11 protein-coding genes are annotated in these 16,625 nt (G+C 64.6%); 9 read left to right on the top strand and 2 right to left on the bottom strand.

The window, feature by feature from the left end; translation table 11 throughout:
• Window positions 1-9: 9 nt before the first annotated feature.
• From ACO056_RS12325 to ACO056_RS12315, 3 genes are read left to right on the top strand one after another with little or no spacing between them, the layout of a single operon-like run.
• A complete protein-coding gene (locus tag ACO056_RS12325; RefSeq protein WP_421847117.1) occupies window positions 10-1,029 on the top strand; it encodes an alcohol dehydrogenase catalytic domain-containing protein in 1,020 nt (339 codons plus the stop codon).
• Between the two features lie 24 nt (window positions 1,030-1,053).
• On the top strand, window positions 1,054-1,689 hold the full coding sequence (locus ACO056_RS12320) for a hypothetical protein (protein ID WP_421847115.1): 636 nt from the start codon (window positions 1,054-1,056) through the stop codon (window positions 1,687-1,689).
• An 11-nt stretch (window positions 1,690-1,700) separates the two neighbouring features.
• Complete coding sequence (locus ACO056_RS12315; RefSeq protein WP_421847113.1) at window positions 1,701-2,537, top strand: SDR family NAD(P)-dependent oxidoreductase; 837 nt, start codon at window positions 1,701-1,703, stop codon at window positions 2,535-2,537.
• Here the strand turns inward: ACO056_RS12315 and ACO056_RS12310 are convergent, their stop codons facing one another.
• Both ACO056_RS12310 and ACO056_RS12305 read right to left on the bottom strand, forming a co-directional pair.
• Window positions 2,538-4,034, bottom strand: a complete 1,497-nt coding sequence (locus ACO056_RS12310; RefSeq protein WP_421855477.1) for an MFS transporter — start codon at window positions 4,032-4,034, stop codon at window positions 2,538-2,540.
• Window positions 4,035-4,157: 123 nt separating this feature from the next.
• Window positions 4,158-5,192: a LacI family DNA-binding transcriptional regulator gene (locus ACO056_RS12305; protein WP_421847111.1), complete on the bottom strand. Its 1,035-nt coding sequence runs from the start codon at window positions 5,190-5,192 to the stop codon at window positions 4,158-4,160.
• A gap of 310 nt (window positions 5,193-5,502) precedes the next feature.
• Here ACO056_RS12305 and ACO056_RS12300 point away from each other — a divergent pair, with 310 nt between their 5' ends.
• From ACO056_RS12300 to ACO056_RS12275, 6 genes are all read left to right on the top strand, one after another.
• Window positions 5,503-8,301, top strand: coding sequence for a TonB-dependent receptor (locus ACO056_RS12300; protein ID WP_421847109.1), 2,799 nt, complete (start codon window positions 5,503-5,505; stop codon window positions 8,299-8,301).
• A gap of 215 nt (window positions 8,302-8,516) precedes the next feature.
• Window positions 8,517-10,067: a tryptophan halogenase family protein gene (locus ACO056_RS12295; protein ID WP_421847107.1), complete on the top strand. Its 1,551-nt coding sequence runs from the start codon at window positions 8,517-8,519 to the stop codon at window positions 10,065-10,067.
• Entirely contained in the window at window positions 10,064-11,911 is a 1,848-nt protein-coding gene (locus ACO056_RS12290) for an alpha-amylase family glycosyl hydrolase (protein WP_421847105.1), read from the top strand. Before ACO056_RS12295 ends, ACO056_RS12290 begins: the two co-directional genes overlap by 4 nt.
• Window positions 11,912-11,919: 8 nt before the next feature.
• On the top strand, window positions 11,920-13,548 hold the full coding sequence (locus ACO056_RS12285; RefSeq protein WP_421855474.1) for an alpha-glucosidase: 1,629 nt from the start codon (window positions 11,920-11,922) through the stop codon (window positions 13,546-13,548).
• Window positions 13,545-15,632, top strand: a complete 2,088-nt coding sequence (locus tag ACO056_RS12280) for a glycoside hydrolase family 97 protein (RefSeq protein WP_421847103.1) — start codon at window positions 13,545-13,547, stop codon at window positions 15,630-15,632. The genes ACO056_RS12285 and ACO056_RS12280 overlap by 4 nt, the downstream gene beginning before the upstream one ends.
• 2 nt (window positions 15,633-15,634) lie before the next feature.
• Window positions 15,635-16,537, top strand: a complete 903-nt coding sequence (locus ACO056_RS12275; RefSeq protein WP_421847101.1) for an alpha/beta hydrolase — start codon at window positions 15,635-15,637, stop codon at window positions 16,535-16,537.
• Window positions 16,538-16,625 lie beyond the last annotated feature (88 nt).

The raw sequence follows: 16,625 nt of genomic DNA, 5'->3' as shown, positions 1-16,625 counted from the left end.
ACCTGACCGATGCGCGCCGCCGTCATGCAGGGCCTGCACCAACCGCTCGCTATCGAAACCGTGCCCGATCCGGAGCCGGGCGAAGGCGAGGTCGTGGTCAAGGTCGGCCGCTGCGGCATCTGCGGGTCTGATCTGCACATGACCGAAGACCCGGCCTACGGGCAGGGCGCAGGCTCTATCCTCGGCCATGAATTTGCGGGCGAAGTCGTCGAACTGGGCAAGAATGTTCAGGGGGGCGTCGAAGGCCTTGCCAAGGGTGATCTCGTCGCGGTGAGCCCGCTCAAGAGCTGCGGTGCTTGTCCTGCCTGCCTCGCCGGCAATGTCTCGTGGTGCGACAAGTTCGGCCTTCAGGGCGGCGGTTATGCCGAATACGCGCTCACTTTGCCGAACCAGTGCGTGAAGCTGCCGAAGTCCGCCAGCCTTGCTGATGGTGCGATCATCGAACCGCTGGCAGTCGCGCTACACGGTGTCGCTATGTCGGGATTGCGTATCGGCGACAAGGTGCTGATCCTCGGCGCTGGCCCGATTGGCCTTGCATGCGCGTTCTGGGCGCGGCGCATGGGGGCGGGGCGGGTCGTGGTGCAGGATGTGGCCACTTGGCAGCAGGACCGTGGACTGGCCATGGGGGCACATGACTTCATCGCAGATCGCGCCGATCCCATCGGAGCGTCCGAACGGGCGCTGGGCGGCAAGGCAGACGTTGTATTCGAATGCGTCGGCGTCCCCGGACTCATCGCGCAAGGTGTCGAGCAGGTCCGCGCGCGCGGGACCATCGTGCTGCTCGGCCTGTGCACCGTGCCCGATACCTTCAACAGTTTCGCCATGCTTTCGAAGGAAGTGCGGCTGATCACCTCGGCGTTCTTCACCGCTCACGAATACCACGCCGCGCTCGATGCGCTTGACCGGGGTGCTGCCGAGCCGCGCCTGCTCGTCACCGAAACCATCCCGCTTGAGCGCACCCCCACCGTATTCGAGGCGCTTCGCCGCCGCACCGAGCAGTGCAAGGTGCTGATCGCACCCGGAACCTGAGCCAAAACAACAAAGGAGAGGCCGATGAACATCGCAACGACCCTGCCGAACAACGCTATCGAGCGTGCGGTATTCGAATGCATGAACCCCACCGAGGCGCTGTTCAATGCAACGACCAACCCGCTGCACCGTGCTATCCTGCTCAACTTCTGGCGCCACGTGCATCTCGAAGGGGCGGGCCTCTACGATGACATCACTGCCAGCGACATGATGGTCGACCACCCCCTCTACCGCGTTACCTGGGGCGCCAACCCGGCGGTGATCGAAGGCAAGGAAGGCGTGAAGGGCTTCTACAACAGCGTCGGGCAGGCGGTGCTGTGGCATTCGGACGATCGCCTTGCCGTGAACGACTGGGGCATCTGCGACGAGATCACCTTTCATCAGCTCGCGCGGGGGGCGGACCTTGCCGCGATGGGCTACGATGCGCCCAAGGCCGATGCGCTCTACCATGTCTCGAGCCGGCAAGCCTTTGTCTGGCCCTATGACGACAAGGCCCGCCTCGCCGGCGAGCATCTCTACGAAGATCCGCTCAGCATCAGGCTCGAGGAAGTATCGGCCGAGGAGGCGACCACGCCCGCCGCGATCCAGGCGATCCACAGGGCCAAGCTGGCCGAGCTCGAAGCCCGCTTCGGTCCGCGCTACTGGGTCTATCAGGGCTGAGGGGAGGGGCCATGCGCAGCTTCCATGACAAGCGCGCCTTTGTCACCGGCGGTGCCAGCGGGATCGGGCTCGGGATCGTCAAGGCGCTGGCGAAACGCGGCGCGTTCGTCGTGATCGCCGATCTCAGGCCCGACCATATCGACCGCGCGCTCGTCGAGATTCGCGAAGCCGGGCTCGCCAGCAGCGTCGCTGCCCTGACCCTCGACGTGACCGATCGCGCTGCCTTCGCCGCCGTCGCGGAACGCATGGATATCGAGCTTGGCGGGATCGACATCCTCGTCAACAATGCCGGCGTCGGCGTCGAAGGCCCGGTGCTGGAGGCAGGTTATGCCGATTGGGACTATGGCCTCGGCGTCAATCTCGGCGGTGTCGTCAATGGCCTGCAGAGCTTCCTCCCGCGGATGATCGCGCATGGGCGCGGCGGGCATGTGGTGAACGTGTCTTCATTGGCCGCCGCCGTGCACATGCCCGCAAACTTCGCAATATACGCGGCCGGCAAGGCAGCAGTTCTCAATCTCTCGGAAAACCTGCGTGAGGAGCTGGCGGGGAAGGGCATCGGCATGTCGGTGCTGTGCCCCGCGTTTGTGCGCTCCAACATCCATGAGGCGGCGCTCAACCGCCCGGTTCATCTGCGCGAGGGCAGCGGTTTCCGTGAGAACGAGGCGACTTTGCTGCAGCGGCCGCCCGGCAACGACTGGATGGATCCGGAAATGGTGGGCGAAATCGTCGCCGAAGGAGTGCTCGCCAACAGGCTCTACATCGTGACCCACGGCGAATTCCGCAACAAGATGCGTGAGCGCAGCGAAGCGCTGCTGGACGCTGTGCCGGAAGCCGCCTTCCAGTTCTGATCAGGCCGCAGCATCGTCCTCGCGCACGCGCAGCATAGCGAGCGCGGCGGCCGCCATGACGACCGCGCCGACCAGCATCGTCCACTTCGGTTCGGTCGGGAAGAAGCTGCGGATCACCCCGCCCATGATTGTCGCAACCATCAACTGGGGCACGACGATGAAGATGTTGAAAACGCCGATGTAGATGCCGAACTTGTGCGGCGGCAGCACGCGGGTGAGGATCACGTAAGGCATCGCCAGGATCGAGGCCCAGGCCACGCCGACAAACACCATCGGCACCAGCAGCAGCCATTGATCGCGCAATACGAGCAGCAGCAGGAAGCCCACTCCGCCGCCAAGCAGGCATGCCGCATGGGTGCGTGCGTTGCCGATCCGTTTGGCCAGCACCGGCAGCAGGAACGCGGCGAGGGCAGCGACGCCGTTGTAGAACGCGAACATCACGCCCACCCAGTCCGCCCCCGCGTTATAAGCCGCGCCCGTCGTGTCGACCGCACCGAAGGCGTATTTGGTGACCACCGGCGTCGTGTAGATCCACATGACGAACAGACCGGTCCAGGTGAAGAATTGCGCCACTGCCAGCTGCCGCATCTGGGCAGGCATCTGCGCCAGATCGCTCATGATTTCCGCCAGTGCGCCTCTGGCTTTCATCGCGCGCAGAAGGATCTGCGCCAGGCCGAACGCGGCGAGCCCGCCGCCCAGTACATAAAGCTGCTTGTCGAGCCCCAGTTTGCTCACCACCGCGAGCAGGCCTGCGCCGATCAGCAGCCACATCGGCCCGCGCGGCGAATAGACCAGCGCCTGCCCGTGCTGCGCCATATGGGCATGATCGCCGTTGAACGCGGCCATCTCGTCCGGGCTGTACTCGCGCACGCTCCAGGCCGTCCACGCGACGGCCAGCACCATGGCCGCCGCGCCGATGTAAAAACTGAGGCGCACCGAATCCGGCACAACGCCTTCAGGCGCGGTATTGGCGATCCCGAGGTGCGCGAAGACCGCCGGCAGCAAGCTTCCGATCACTGCGCCCGCACCGATGAACCAGGTCTGCAGCGCAAACCCCTGCGCGCGCTGGTCGTTTGGCGTCATGTCGCCCACGAAAGCGCGGAATGGCTCCATCGCGATATTGAGCGAGGCATCGAGCAGCCAGAGGAAACCGGCGGCGATGAGCAGCACTCCCGCTTGCGGCAATCCCAGCAGCGCCAGCGCCGAAAGCAAGGCGCCCGCAACAAAGTAGGGCCGACGTCTGCCGAAGCGCCCCCAGGTGCGGTCCGAATAATGCCCGATCAGCGGCTGCACGATGAGCCCGGTCACCGGACCCGCGATCCACAGGAACGCAAGGTTGTCGACGCTGCTCCCAAGCGACTGGAATATGCGGCTGACATTGGCGTTCTGCAGCCCGAACGCGAGCTGGATGCCGAAAAAGCCGAAGCTCACGTTCCACAACCCCCAGAAGGACTGCTGCGGTTTCTGGCGAGTGGTCACGCGGTTCGGCTCCCCCATGCGCCCGGCACGCGGGAGCATCTGCTTTGTTATCTATGCCTGAACCCTAGGCCAGCGCATGCCCTTGGGCAGCAATGCATACGAATGTCATCCCTATGCTGCGCATAATCAAGCGGTGTGGCCTTATCCCCCGGTGCTGCCACGAACCACAAGGCGGGTCGGCAGGAACGGCGAGGGCTTCGGCTTGTCCTCGACTTGCGCCATGACCGTTTCGACCAGCGCGACGCCGGCGTGGCGCATGTCCTGCATAACTGTCGTCAAAGGCGGAGAGGTGAGGCTGGCTGCCGGGATATCGTCGAAGCCGACCACCGCAACATCGCCGGGGACGCTGAGCCCCGCTTCGGCCAGCGCACGCATTGCGCCGATCGCAATCAGGTCGCTGGCTGCGAAGATCGCATCGAACGGCTTGCCGTTCTTCAGCAGCTGCCGCGCGGCCTGATAGCCCAGTTCCTCCGAGGAAACGGCCGGGGCGACGAGATCGGGATCATGCGTCAGGCCCGCGGTTTCCACCGCGCGGACCAGTCCCTCGTAGCGGTACTTGAACTCGGGATAATGGCTGTCTGCCTGTCCCAGAAACGCGATCTTGCGCCGTCCGCGCGCCAGCAGATGTTCGCCTGCAAGGCGCCCGGCACCGAAATTGTCCGAGCCGACTGTCGCGCCGATCGCCTCGGGCTCCACCGCGCCCCAGCGCACGAAATGGGCGCCGCTGCGCACGAGTTGGCGCAGGCGGCTTTCGTAGAGCGTATAATCGCCGTAGCCGAGCAGGATCAGCCCGTCGGCCCGGTGGCTGTCCTGATAGCGTTTGTGCCAATCATCATCGAGCCGCTGGAACGAGATCAGCAAGTCCAGCCCGCGTGCTGCACAATGCCTGGTAATCGAGCCCAGCATGGCGAGAAAGAACGGATTTATCCCGGATTCGTCGGGCGTCGGGTCCTCGAAGAAGAGCAGCGCCAGCGTGTTGGAGCGCTGCGAGCGCAGCGATGATGCGTTCTTGTCGACGGTATAGCCAAGCTGGCGTGCGATTGCCTCGATCTTCTGGCGCGTGGCGAGACTGACCGATTTGCTGCCCCGCAAAGCGCGGCTCACCGTGGGCTGCGAAACACCTGCAAGATAGGCAATATCGAAACTTGTCGGCTTGTTGGACGGCCTGCGGCCCATCGCGTGCAACCTCCTCCGGAGCCGCCACGGGTTTGCCCCGCCTGGTCAGCACCTAGCAGTCTACGCATGGAAATGCATGTAAGCAATTGCCCCCTGGGACTCGCCCGCTGGTGGGCGTCCACCGCGGCCAAAGCGTGACAATTCCGCCTCACCGAACGGCGCCAAACCCCCGGAATCCCGATGGTATACGTATGCCATATTCGTTCTGGTGCGGCCCGGTTCTACCCAGCGCCTCGTACTGAACCGGGAAACACCGCGTTCCGACAACGTCGAGGCCACGATTTGGCCGCATGGGGGAGATCTGATTTGCATGGCTAAGCACACCCTATTTGCAATCCGCGCTGGCAGTTCGGCGATCGCGCTGACCGCCGCCGCGCTTGCTGCACCCGCTTTTGCACAAACAGCCGCACCGCAGGCTGCCGAGGCCACTTCGGGCACGGCTGCTGACGACGGCGCCATCGTCGTCACCGGCTACCGCGCTTCGCTCAACGCCTCGGCTTCGATCAAGCGCAGCGCACCGACCATCGTTGAGGCGATCTCGGCGCAGGACATCGGCAAGCTGCCTGACGTGTCGATCGCGGACTCGCTCGCCCGTCTGCCCGGCGTCACCGCACAGCGCCTCGAAGGCCGCGACCAGCGCCTCTCGATCCGCGGCCTTGGCCCGGACTTCGGCACGACCCTGCTGAACGGCCGCGAGCAGGTCACCGTCGGTGATAACCGCGGCGTCGAATACGACCAGTATCCGGCCGAGTTCTTCAAGAACGTGGTCGTCTACAAGGCCCCGACCCCGTCGCTTGTCGCCGCCGGCATCTCCGGCACCGTCGATCTTCGCATGCTGCGCCCGCTGGCGCAGAAGGACCGCATCATTTCCGTGCAGCTGCGCGGCCAGATGAACGGCCTCGGCAAGCTCAACCCCGATGCCAGCCGCTATGGCTACCGCGCCTCGGCGGCCTACGTCGACAAGTTCGCCAATGACACCTTCGGCATCGCCATCGGCGTTTCGGCAACTGACGCGCCCTCGCAGAACGAGCGCTACAACGCCTGGGGCTTCCCCAACGAGGATACCGCGGGCAAGAACCTGTTCCTTGGCGGCGCCAAGCCCTACGTACAGTCGAACAAGCTGCAGCGCTACGGTGCGGTTGCGACGCTGGAATACCAGCCGAGCGAGAACTTCCACTCGACCCTCGATGTGCTCTATTCGCACTTCAGGGAAACCCAGCACCTGCGCGGCATCGAATTCCCGATCGCTCCGCAGTGGGGTTCGGGCGCGACCGTCCAGCCCGGCTACAAGGTTGATAACGGCCTTGTCACCGACGCTGTCGTCTCCGGCGTTCATGCCGTTCAGCGTAACGATCTCAATCGCCGTACGGCTGACAACTTCTCGGTGGGCTGGAACAACCAGATCGGCCTCACCGACAAGATGCACCTGACGCTGGACGCTTCGTACAGCTCGGCCAAGCGCACCGACTTCCTGCTCGAAACCTATACCGGGACGGGCTACCAGACGGCCGGACCGGCGGACACGCTGCACATCTCCGCCAATCCCAACGGCACCTTCAGCATCGTCCCGACCATCGACTACACCGACCGGTCGATCTTCGGCATCACCGATCCGCGCGGTTGGGGCTACAACGGCACCACCGCAGTGGTTCAGGCGGGCTTCCTCAACAAGCCGCAGTTCAAGGACGACCTGCTTTCGCTGCGCGGCGATCTTGATGGCGAGATCGGTAGCGGCCTGCTCAGCAAGTGGCAGGTTGGCGTGAACTACAGCCGCCGCAAGAAGACCTCGAACTTCCTGTCGTACTTCCTCTGCCCGAAGGGCACCGGCACGGACTGCACCGTTGCAAGCGGTACGACCAAGTTCGCGCCGATCCCGGATCAGGCTGTCGTCGGCAAGGTTCCGCTCGCCTACCTCGGCGTGCCCAACATGCTCGCGCTCGATCCGATCTACCTCTACAACAACTCGCTGCAGGCGGTTTACGACAACCGTCCGGTCTCGCTGGTGCGCGACAACGACGTGATCGAGAATGTCTGGTCGGGCTATGCCATGATCAATCTCGACGGTGACGTCGGCGGCAAGAAGGTGACCGGCAGCTTCGGCGTGCAGGCGGTGCACACGCGCCAGACGTCGCACGGTTCGATCTCGAACTTCAACAACGGCGTGGTCACGATCATTCCTGCGGCGGGTGGCGACAATTACTGGCGCATCCTGCCCAGCGCGAACCTTGCGATCGAAGTTGGTCAGTCGACTTACGTGAAGCTGGCCGGGTCGCAGGCGATGGTTCGCCCGCGCCTCGATCAGGAACGCATCAACCTGGAGTTCAATCCGGTCGACTTCACCAAGATCGGCTCGACCGATCCGGGCAACGGGCCGTTCAGCGCCCAGGGCGGTAACTCGCGTCTGCGTCCGTATCTCTCGACCAATGCCGATATCTCGGTCGAGCATTACTTCGCCAAGGGCGGCTACATCTCGGTCGCGGGCTACTACAAGCACCTGACCGACTACGTCGATCCGTCGCAGAACATCCTCTACGACTTCTCGTCGCTTGCCGCGCAGTTCCCCGGTGTCCAGTTCGGCACGACTTTGGGCAAGGTCGGCGCGCCGGCCAACGCTGGGTCGGGCAACCTGAAGGGCTTCGAGTTCACGCTTTCGATGCCGTTCGCCAACTTCAGCAAGACGCTGGATGGCTTCGGCTTCTACGGCAGCGGGTCCTACACCGACAGCAAGATCATCCTTGCCAGCAATGCCGGCAACCCGATCACGCTGCCGGGCCTGTCGGACTGGGTCGGCAACGCAGAACTCTACTTCGAAAAGCATGGCTTCCAGGTGCGCGCTTCGTATCGTTACCGTGCGAAGTTCCTTGCCGAAGTCGCCGGTCTGTCGGCCAACCCGACTTATCGCACGGCTAAGGCCGAGGGCATCCTCGATGCGCAGATCGGGTATGACTTCCAGCCCGACTCGCCGCTGCATGGCCTTTCGGTCCTGTTCCAGGCGAAGAACCTCACCGATCGTCCGTTCATTACCTACCAGAACGACGACGTGCGTCAGGTGATCGATTATCAGCGCTACGGCCGCGATTTCTACATTGGCCTGAGCTACAAGTTCTGATGTAGTTGCATGGGTTCGGGCGGATGGCTTGCTGCAAGACCATCCGCCCGGTACCTTCGGTGCATGCCTGACCGTACCAACAAACGTTGGCAGGCTGCCCGAACATCGGACAGCCGCGCCGGAGTTATCGCGTCTGCCATCCTCGTCGATGGCTTTATGGGAGCAGGTTCCACCAAGCGGACCGCCTGCTTTCCTCAGAGCACAGGGAGCCTGCGATGAGCAGCACTGAGAGCAGCGGCAGCGCAGGTGCCTCTGGCCCCGTGCGGATCGTCGTGGCGGGTGGTGGCACCGCAGGGTGGATGGTGGCGGCCGCGTTCGGTCACTTCCTCGATACCGGCTTTTCCGTCACGCTCGTCGAGTCCGAGGAGATCGGCACGGTCGGCGTCGGTGAAGCGACAATTCCCCAGATCCGCATGTTCAACCAGGCGCTCGGGATCGACGAGAACGCCTTCATTCGCGCCACGCAGGCAACCTTCAAGCTCGCGATCGAATTCGTCGGGTGGAGCACGCCCGATAGCCGCTACATGCACGCCTTCGGCGATGTCGGCCGCGATGTCGGGCTCTGCGCTTTCTATCACTACTGGTCGCGTGCGCGCCGCCTTGGTCTTGCGGGGCCGGCGGGTGATTATGCCATCAACGACGTGGCTGCACGCGCCGGTCGCATGCATGGCGGCGCTCCCCTTACCAGCCGCAATGTCCCCGAAATGCCCCACGCGTTCCATTTCGACGCGGGGCTCTATGCCGCGTTCCTGCGCCAGTTTGCGGAGGGCCGGGGCGTTACGCGCCGCGAGGGCCGGATTTCGGAAATCCGGAAGGATCCGCTGAGCGGCGATATCACGAAGCTCGTGCTGGCATCGGGCGAAGAGATTTCCGGCGACCTGTTCATCGACTGCACCGGCTTCAGCGGCCTGCTCATCGGCGGCGCCATGGGCAGCGGTTATGTCGACTGGACGAGCTGGCTACCCTGCGACCGCGCGCTGGCGGTGCCGAGCGGGCGGGTGGAAGACTTTACGCCCTACACCCGCGCCACGGCCCACACCGCAGGCTGGCAATGGCGCATTCCGCTCCAGCATCGCACCGGCAATGGCCGCGTTTATTGCAGCGCCTTCACCTCGGATGACGAGGCGGCGGCGAGCCTGCTCGCGCACCTCGATGCGCCCGCGCTGGCCGACCCTCGCCCCATCCGCTTCACCACCGGGCGCCGGGCCGAGGCGTGGCGCGGCAATGTGATTGCGGTCGGGCTATCGAGCGGTTTCCTCGAGCCGCTGGAATCGACGAGTATCCACCTGATCCAGTCGGCCATCTCGCGCATTCTCAAGTTTCTGCCGGGAAAGGACCAGACGCAGGCCGCGCGCAATGAATACAACCGCCAGTTCACCTTCGAGATGGAGCGCATCCGCGATTTCATCGTCCTGCACTACCACGTGAACCAGCGGCCGGAACCGTTCTGGCAGGCGGTGCGTGACATTGCGCTGCCCGACAGTCTGGCCGAGCGGATCGAGCTGTTCCGCGCCAACGGTCATATCTTCCGCCACGGCGACGAGCTGTTCGGCGAAGTGGGCTGGTTCCAGGTCATGACGGGGCAGGGGATTGTCCCCGAACGCAGCCACGCGCTGGCCGAGACGATCGACGAGGCCGATCTCAAGTCGTACCTCGAGACGCTCAACGCGCTCTACCGCCGCGAGGTTGAGCGCTATCCCAGCCACGCCGAGTTCATCGCGCGGCACTGTGCGGCGCCGCCGCTCAAAGTTGGCGCTGCGGCATGAAGCGCTGGGCCGCCATGGCAGCGCTGGCCGTGCTCGCTGCGGCAAGCACGCCTGCATCGGCGGAGACGCCGCTCGATGCCGTGCGGGCGCGGCCCGCTGCGGGCGAGCTGATCTACTTTCTCCTCCCCGACCGCTTCGAGAACGGCGATCCCGCCAATGATCGCGGCGGTCTCAAGGGTGACCGGCTCAAGACCGGGTTCGATCCGGCGTCCAAGAGCTTTTACCACGGCGGCGATCTCAAGGGGCTGATCCAGCGGCTCGACTACATCAAGGGCCTCGGTGCCACGGCGGTCTGGGTCGGGCCGGTGTTCAAGAACAAGCCGGTGCAAGGCGTGCCGGGCCACGAAAGCGCGGGCTATCACGGCTACTGGATTACCGATTTCACCCGCGTCGATCCGCACTTCGGTACCAACGCCGATTTCAGGACGCTGGTTGATGCTGCCCACGCGCGCGGGCTCAAGGTCTACATGGACATCATCGCCAACCACACGGCGGACGTGATCCAGTTCCGCGAGCGCGATGCTTCGGGCGGTTTCCCCTACCGCAGCCGCGCCGACTATCCCTATTCGCGGCGCGGCGGGATGAACGGGCCCGCGATCAACCCCGGTTTTGCGGGCGATCAGAATTCCTCGGCCGCCAACTTCGCGAAGCTCACCGACCCGACTTATGCTTACACGCCGTTCGTGCCCGCCGGTGAAGAGCACGTGAAGGTGCCCGATTGGCTCAACGATCCGGCCTTCTACCACAACCGCGGCGACACCACCTTCACCGGCGAGAGTGCCCGCTTCGGTGATTTCGTCGGTCTGGATGATCTCTTCACCGAACACCCGCGCGTGCGCGAGGGGATGATTGCTATCTACCGGCAATGGATCGAGGATTTCGGCATCGACGGCTATCGCATCGACACGGCACGCCATGTCGATCCGGGCTTCTGGCAAGCGTTCATTCCGGCCATGCTTGAAACGGCAAAGGCAAGGGGCATCCCCAACTTCACGATTTTCGGCGAAGTCGCGCGGGAGGAGCCAGGCAACGGCTATATCGCGCAGTATACCCGGCGCGACGGCTATCCCGCCGTGCTCGACTTCGCGTTTCAGGGCTCGGTCCGCGCGGTGCTCGGGCAGGGCAAGGGCACCAACGTGCTGGCCGAACTGTTCGATGGCGACGTGCTCTATGAAGGCGGTGAGCAGGCCGCGCTCGCCATGCCGACGTTCCTCGGCAATCACGACATGGGCCGCATTTCCTCGCTGATCCGCCATGACCGTCCCGGCATAAGCGAGGCGGAACTGGAGGCGCGCGTCCGGCTTGCCCATGTCATGCTGCTTACGCTGCGCGGTTCGCCGATCATCTATTATGGCGATGAGCAGGGTTTTGTCGGTGATGGCAACGACACGGACTCGCGCGAGGACATGTTCCCTTCGCTGACGGCGAGCTACCTCGACAATCCGGTGCTCGGTGCAACCCGTCCGGCCGGTGCCGACCACTTCGATCCCGCGCACCCCTTCTACCGTATGATCCACCAACTCGCCGCCCTACGCACCGCTCACCCGGCGCTTGCGCGCGGGCGGCAGGTGGTGCGCGGCTACGCGGAAAAACCCGGCTTGTTCAGCGTCTCCCGCTTCGATCCGGAGACCGGCGCCGAGTACCTCATCGCCTTCAACACCTCCGACGCGCCGATCCATGTGGCGAGCGTGGTCGGCACTTCGGCCGAGGCGCTCGAAACGCTGTTCGGCGCTTGCCCGGCGCACGTTGCTGCACCGGGAAGCGTGATGCTTGATCTTCCCGCGTTTGGCAGCGCGGTGTGCCGCCTCCTCCCTTCCTCCCCAGGGACACAGACTACCCGATGACTCCAGCAATGACCCCGGCCAAGCGCCTGACCCAACCCAGCCCCGAACCGGCAGAACTGCCGTGGTGGCGCGGTGCGGCCATCTACCAGATCTATCCGCGCAGCTTCTGCGACGCGAACGGCGACGGGATCGGCGATCTGCCGGGCATCACGGCGCGGCTCGATCATGTCGCTGCGCTTGGCGTCGATGCGATCTGGGTTTCGCCGTTCTTCACCTCGCCGATGCGCGATTTCGGTTATGACGTGGCCGATTACTGCGATGTCGATCCGATCTTCGGCACGCTTGCCGATTTCGACAGGATGGTTGCACGCGCGCACGAACTCGGGCTCAAGGTCACGATCGATCAGGTCTATGCCCATACCTCGGACCAGCATCCGTGGTTCGAGAAGAGCCGCCAGAGCCGCGACAACCCGCGTGCCGACTGGTACGTCTGGGCCGATCCGCAGGAAGATGGCTCGCCGCCGTCCAACTGGCAGTCGGTGTTCGGCGGCCCGGCGTGGACTTGGGACGCGCGCCGCTGCCAGTATTACCTGCACAATTTCCTCTCGAGCCAGCCCCAGATGAATGCGCACAACCCCGCGGTGCAGGACGCGCTGCTGGGGGTGATGCAGTTCTGGCTTGACCGCGGCGTGGATGGCTTCCGCATCGATGCGCTCAATTTCCTGATGCACGACCCTGGCCTGCGCAACAATCCGCCGGCGCCTTACGACGGTCGTCGGCGCACGCGCCCGTTCGACTACCAGCTCAAGATCTACAACCAGTCGCACCCTGATATCGTGCGCTTCATCGAGCGGCTCCGCGCCCTCTGCAATCGCTACGGCGCGGTGTTCACCCTCGCCGAAGTCGGCGGTGATCTGGCCGAGACGGAGATGAAGGAGTTCACCGCCGGACAGGACCGGCTCAACAGCGCCTACGGCTTCGATTTCCTCTATGCTGACCGCTTGACGCCGGAACTCGTTGCGGAAACGCAGGCCAAGTGGCCCGATGCACCGGGGACGGGCTGGCCCAGCTGGGCCTTCGAGAACCACGACGCGCCGCGTGCGCTGTCGCGCTGGTGCGCGCCGCAGGATGTGCCCGCCTTTGCGCGAATGAAAGCGATGCTGCTTGCTTCGCTGCGCGGCAACATCATCATCTATCAGGGCGAGGAACTTGGTCTTACCCAGGTCGACATCCCCTTCGAGCAGATTCAGGACCCCGAAGCGATCGCCAACTGGCCGCTGACCTTGTCGCGCGACGGCGCGCGCACGCCGCTGCCGTGGCAGGCACAGAGCGAGCAGGGCGGCTTCACCACCGGCCAGCCCTGGCTGCCGCTGGGTGATGACAACCACGCCCGCGCGGTCGATCTGCAGGAAGCCGATCCGGCCTCGTTGCTGCATCTCATGCGGGCGCTGCTTGCGCTGCGCAAGGACAACGCCGCGCTGCGCACAGGCGATTTCACCGTACTGCATGCCGCTGGCAACGTGCTTGCCTTCCGCCGTAACGCTGCAGGCTCGCGCGTGCTCGGCGTGTTCAACATGGGGCATCATGCTGCGGCGTGGCCTGCCGCCGCATCACCCGCAGGCCGGGTGCTGACTGCCGTCAACGGCGCCGCTCCGGGAACTCTGCCGCCCTTCGGCGCCCTGCTGATCGAGGAATGACCATGCTCCGTTTGACCCGCAAGGCCGGCCTGACCGCATTGGTGGCCGCCGCGCTGCTACCCGCCGCAGCGCTGGCGCAAAGCGCGCCGCAGAAGGCCGTCGTCACTGCCGCCTCGCCCGATGGCAGCCTTGTGCTCACTGTCACCACCGATGGCAGCGACCGCCCGGTCTATTCGCTCTCGCGCAAGGGCAAACTGCTGATCAGCGCGTCCAAGCTCGGCTTCACGCTGACCGACGGGCTCAACATGGTGCGCGGCTTCCGCATCACCGGATCGGAAACCGCAAGCGCCGATACGACCTGGGAACAGCCGTGGGGCGAACGCCGCTTCGTGCGCGATCACCACAATGAAGTGCTCGTCCACCTCGAACAGAACGCCGATTACGCCGGCCGCAAGATGGACGTGCGCTTCCGCCTGTTCAACGATGGATTCGGCTTCCGCTACGAACTGCCCGAGCAGCCCGGCCTCAAGACGATGAAGATCGGCGACGAGTGGACCGAGTTCGACGTGGCGCAGCCCGGGACGGCGTTCTGGGTCGCCGGGCTTGAATGGAACCGCGAGGAACAGATCTACCAGCGCACCCCGATCAATGCGGTCGCCACTGCGCAGACCCCGATCACCATGCGCCTCGACGATGGTACGCATCTCGCGTTCCACGAGGCCGCGCTGGTCGATTACTCGGCGATGTATTTCAAGCGCGCGGAACGCCAGCTGTTCCGCACGACCCTTGCGCCTTCCTCGCGCGGGTCCGCCGTGATCCGCGATCTGCCGTTCAACACCCCCTGGCGCACGATCCGCATCGCCGACAGCGCCGCGGGCCTTGTCGAGAACGATCTCGAGCTCAATCTCAACGAGCCCAACAAGATCGGCGATGTCTCATGGTTCAAGCCGATGAAGTACATCGGCATCTGGTGGGGCATGATCCGCGGCGATTGGACCTGGGCCGAAGGCCCGCGCCACGGCGCCACCACCGAGCGCGCCAAGCAGTATATCGATTTCGCTGCGAAGAACGGCTTCGGCGGCCTGCTCGTCGAAGGCTGGGACAAGGGCTGGAACGGGGACTGGTTCGGCCACGGGCAGGATTTCAGCTTCACCGAGGCTGTCCCTGATTTCGACATCAAGGCGGTCGCTGCCTATGCCGCGAAGAAGAACATCCAGCTGATCGGCCACAACGAGACCGGCGGCAATATCGCCAATTACGAAGCTCAGCTCGAACCGGCGATGAAGCTCTACCAGTCGCTTGGCATGCATTCGGTCAAGACCGGCTATGTCGCGGACGCGGGGGGGATCATTGCCCCCGGCGACAAGCCGGGCGAAGTCCGGATGGAGTGGCACGAAGGCCAGCGCAATGTGCAGCACCACATGAAGGTCGTCGAAACCGCCGCGAAGTATCAGGTGGCGATCGACGCGCACGAACCGGTCAAGGATACGGGCCTTCGCCGCACATATCCCAACTGGATCGACCGCGAAGGAGCGCGCGGCATGGAGTACAACGCCTGGGGCCAGTTCGCCAACGGGCCGAACCACGAACCGACGCTGGTCTATACCCGCATGCTTTCGGGTCCGATGGACTTCACCCCCGGCATGCTGAGCCTTGAAGGCGCGAACCATGTCCCGCTGGCCTCGACTCTGGCGAAGCAGCTTGGCCTCTACCTCGCGATCTATTCGCCGATCCAGATGGCCTCGGACTTCATCGAGAGCCTCGCCGCGCATCCCAAGGAGCTTGAGTTCATCCGTCAGGTGCCGGCAGACTGGTCGGAGAGCCACCTGATCGCCGGGGAAGTGGGTGATTATGCCATCTTCGCGCGCAAGGATCGCAACAGTGAGGACTGGTACGTCGGCGGCGTCAATGGCCATGCCGCCCGCGATGTCACGCTCGCGATGGACTTCCTCGACGCGGGCAAGACCTATACCGCAACGGTCTACAAGGACGGGGAAGGGGCGACTTACGAAACCGACGCCCGCCACAAGATCGCCTACGCCACGCTCACGGTGAAGAGGGGTGACAAGCTGCCGCTCTGGCTTGCCCCCGGCGGCGGCGCGGCGATCCGGCTGCATCCGGGCCAGCTCCGTTCGGGGAAGTGATCGTGCGGCGCCTGCTTTTGCTCCTCGCCGCGCTGCTCCTGCCGGGGCTCGCTGCGGCGCAGGAGGATGGCGGAAGGCGCATCGAATATACCGAGGTGCAGGCGGCAGGTCTGCCGCCGCAGCGCCTGACGATCTGGCTGCCGCCGGGTTACGACACCTCCGGCAGGCGCTATCCGGTGCTCTACATGCACGACGGGCACAACCTGTTCGACGCCAGGAATTCCAATTTCAACAAGATCTGGGCAGCCGACAAGGCCATGCTCAAGGTCATGGGGCAAGGGATCGAGCCGCGGATCATCGTCGGCATCTGGGCGCCGGGCAAGGACCGCTTCCGCCAGTATCTCCCGCGCCCGGCCTATGATGCCGCGCCGCCCGCCTTGAAGGCGAAGATGGGCGAGATGGCCGGCGGCCCGGTGATTTCTGACGCTTATCTGGCGTGGCTGGCCGGTCCGCTGAAGAGCTGGGTGGATGCCTCGTTCAGAACCCGCACCGGCCGCGATGATACTGCCATCGCCGGCTCCAGCATGGGCGGACTGATGTGCTGCTACGCCATCGCCGCTCGCCCTGATGTGTATGGGCAAGCCGCCTGCGTCAGCTCGCACTGGCCCGCCATCGGCCCCGATACGGTCAAGGGCTTCAATCCCGAGATGCTTGGTGTGTGGACCTCCTATTTCAACCGAACGCTGGGTGCTCCTGCCGGGCGTCGCATCTGGATGGACCACGGTACCGCCACGCTCGATGCCTTCTACGCGCCCTATCAGGAGCCCATCGATGCCGAGTTCGCCAAGCTTGGCTGGCAGCGCGGCACCGATTTCGAGAGCCGCATTTACCCCGGTGCCGAACATGAGGAAAACGCTTGGGCCGCGCGGCTGCCGGAAATCTTCGCCTGGCTGCTGCGCCGGTGAGGCTGAAGGCGGGCTTGTTCATTCCAATTCGCATACTTATGCGTGCTCAAGCCCAGTGCAAATAGGGCGCAATCGGGTCTAGGGGAAC

The sequence above is a fragment of the Novosphingobium sp. genome, from assembly GCF_965228995.1.
In the GTDB taxonomy this organism is placed as follows: Bacteria; Pseudomonadota; Alphaproteobacteria; order Sphingomonadales; family Sphingomonadaceae; genus Novosphingobium.
Note: the sequence above shows the minus strand (reverse complement) of the source record. Positions and strands in the feature narration are given on the sequence as shown.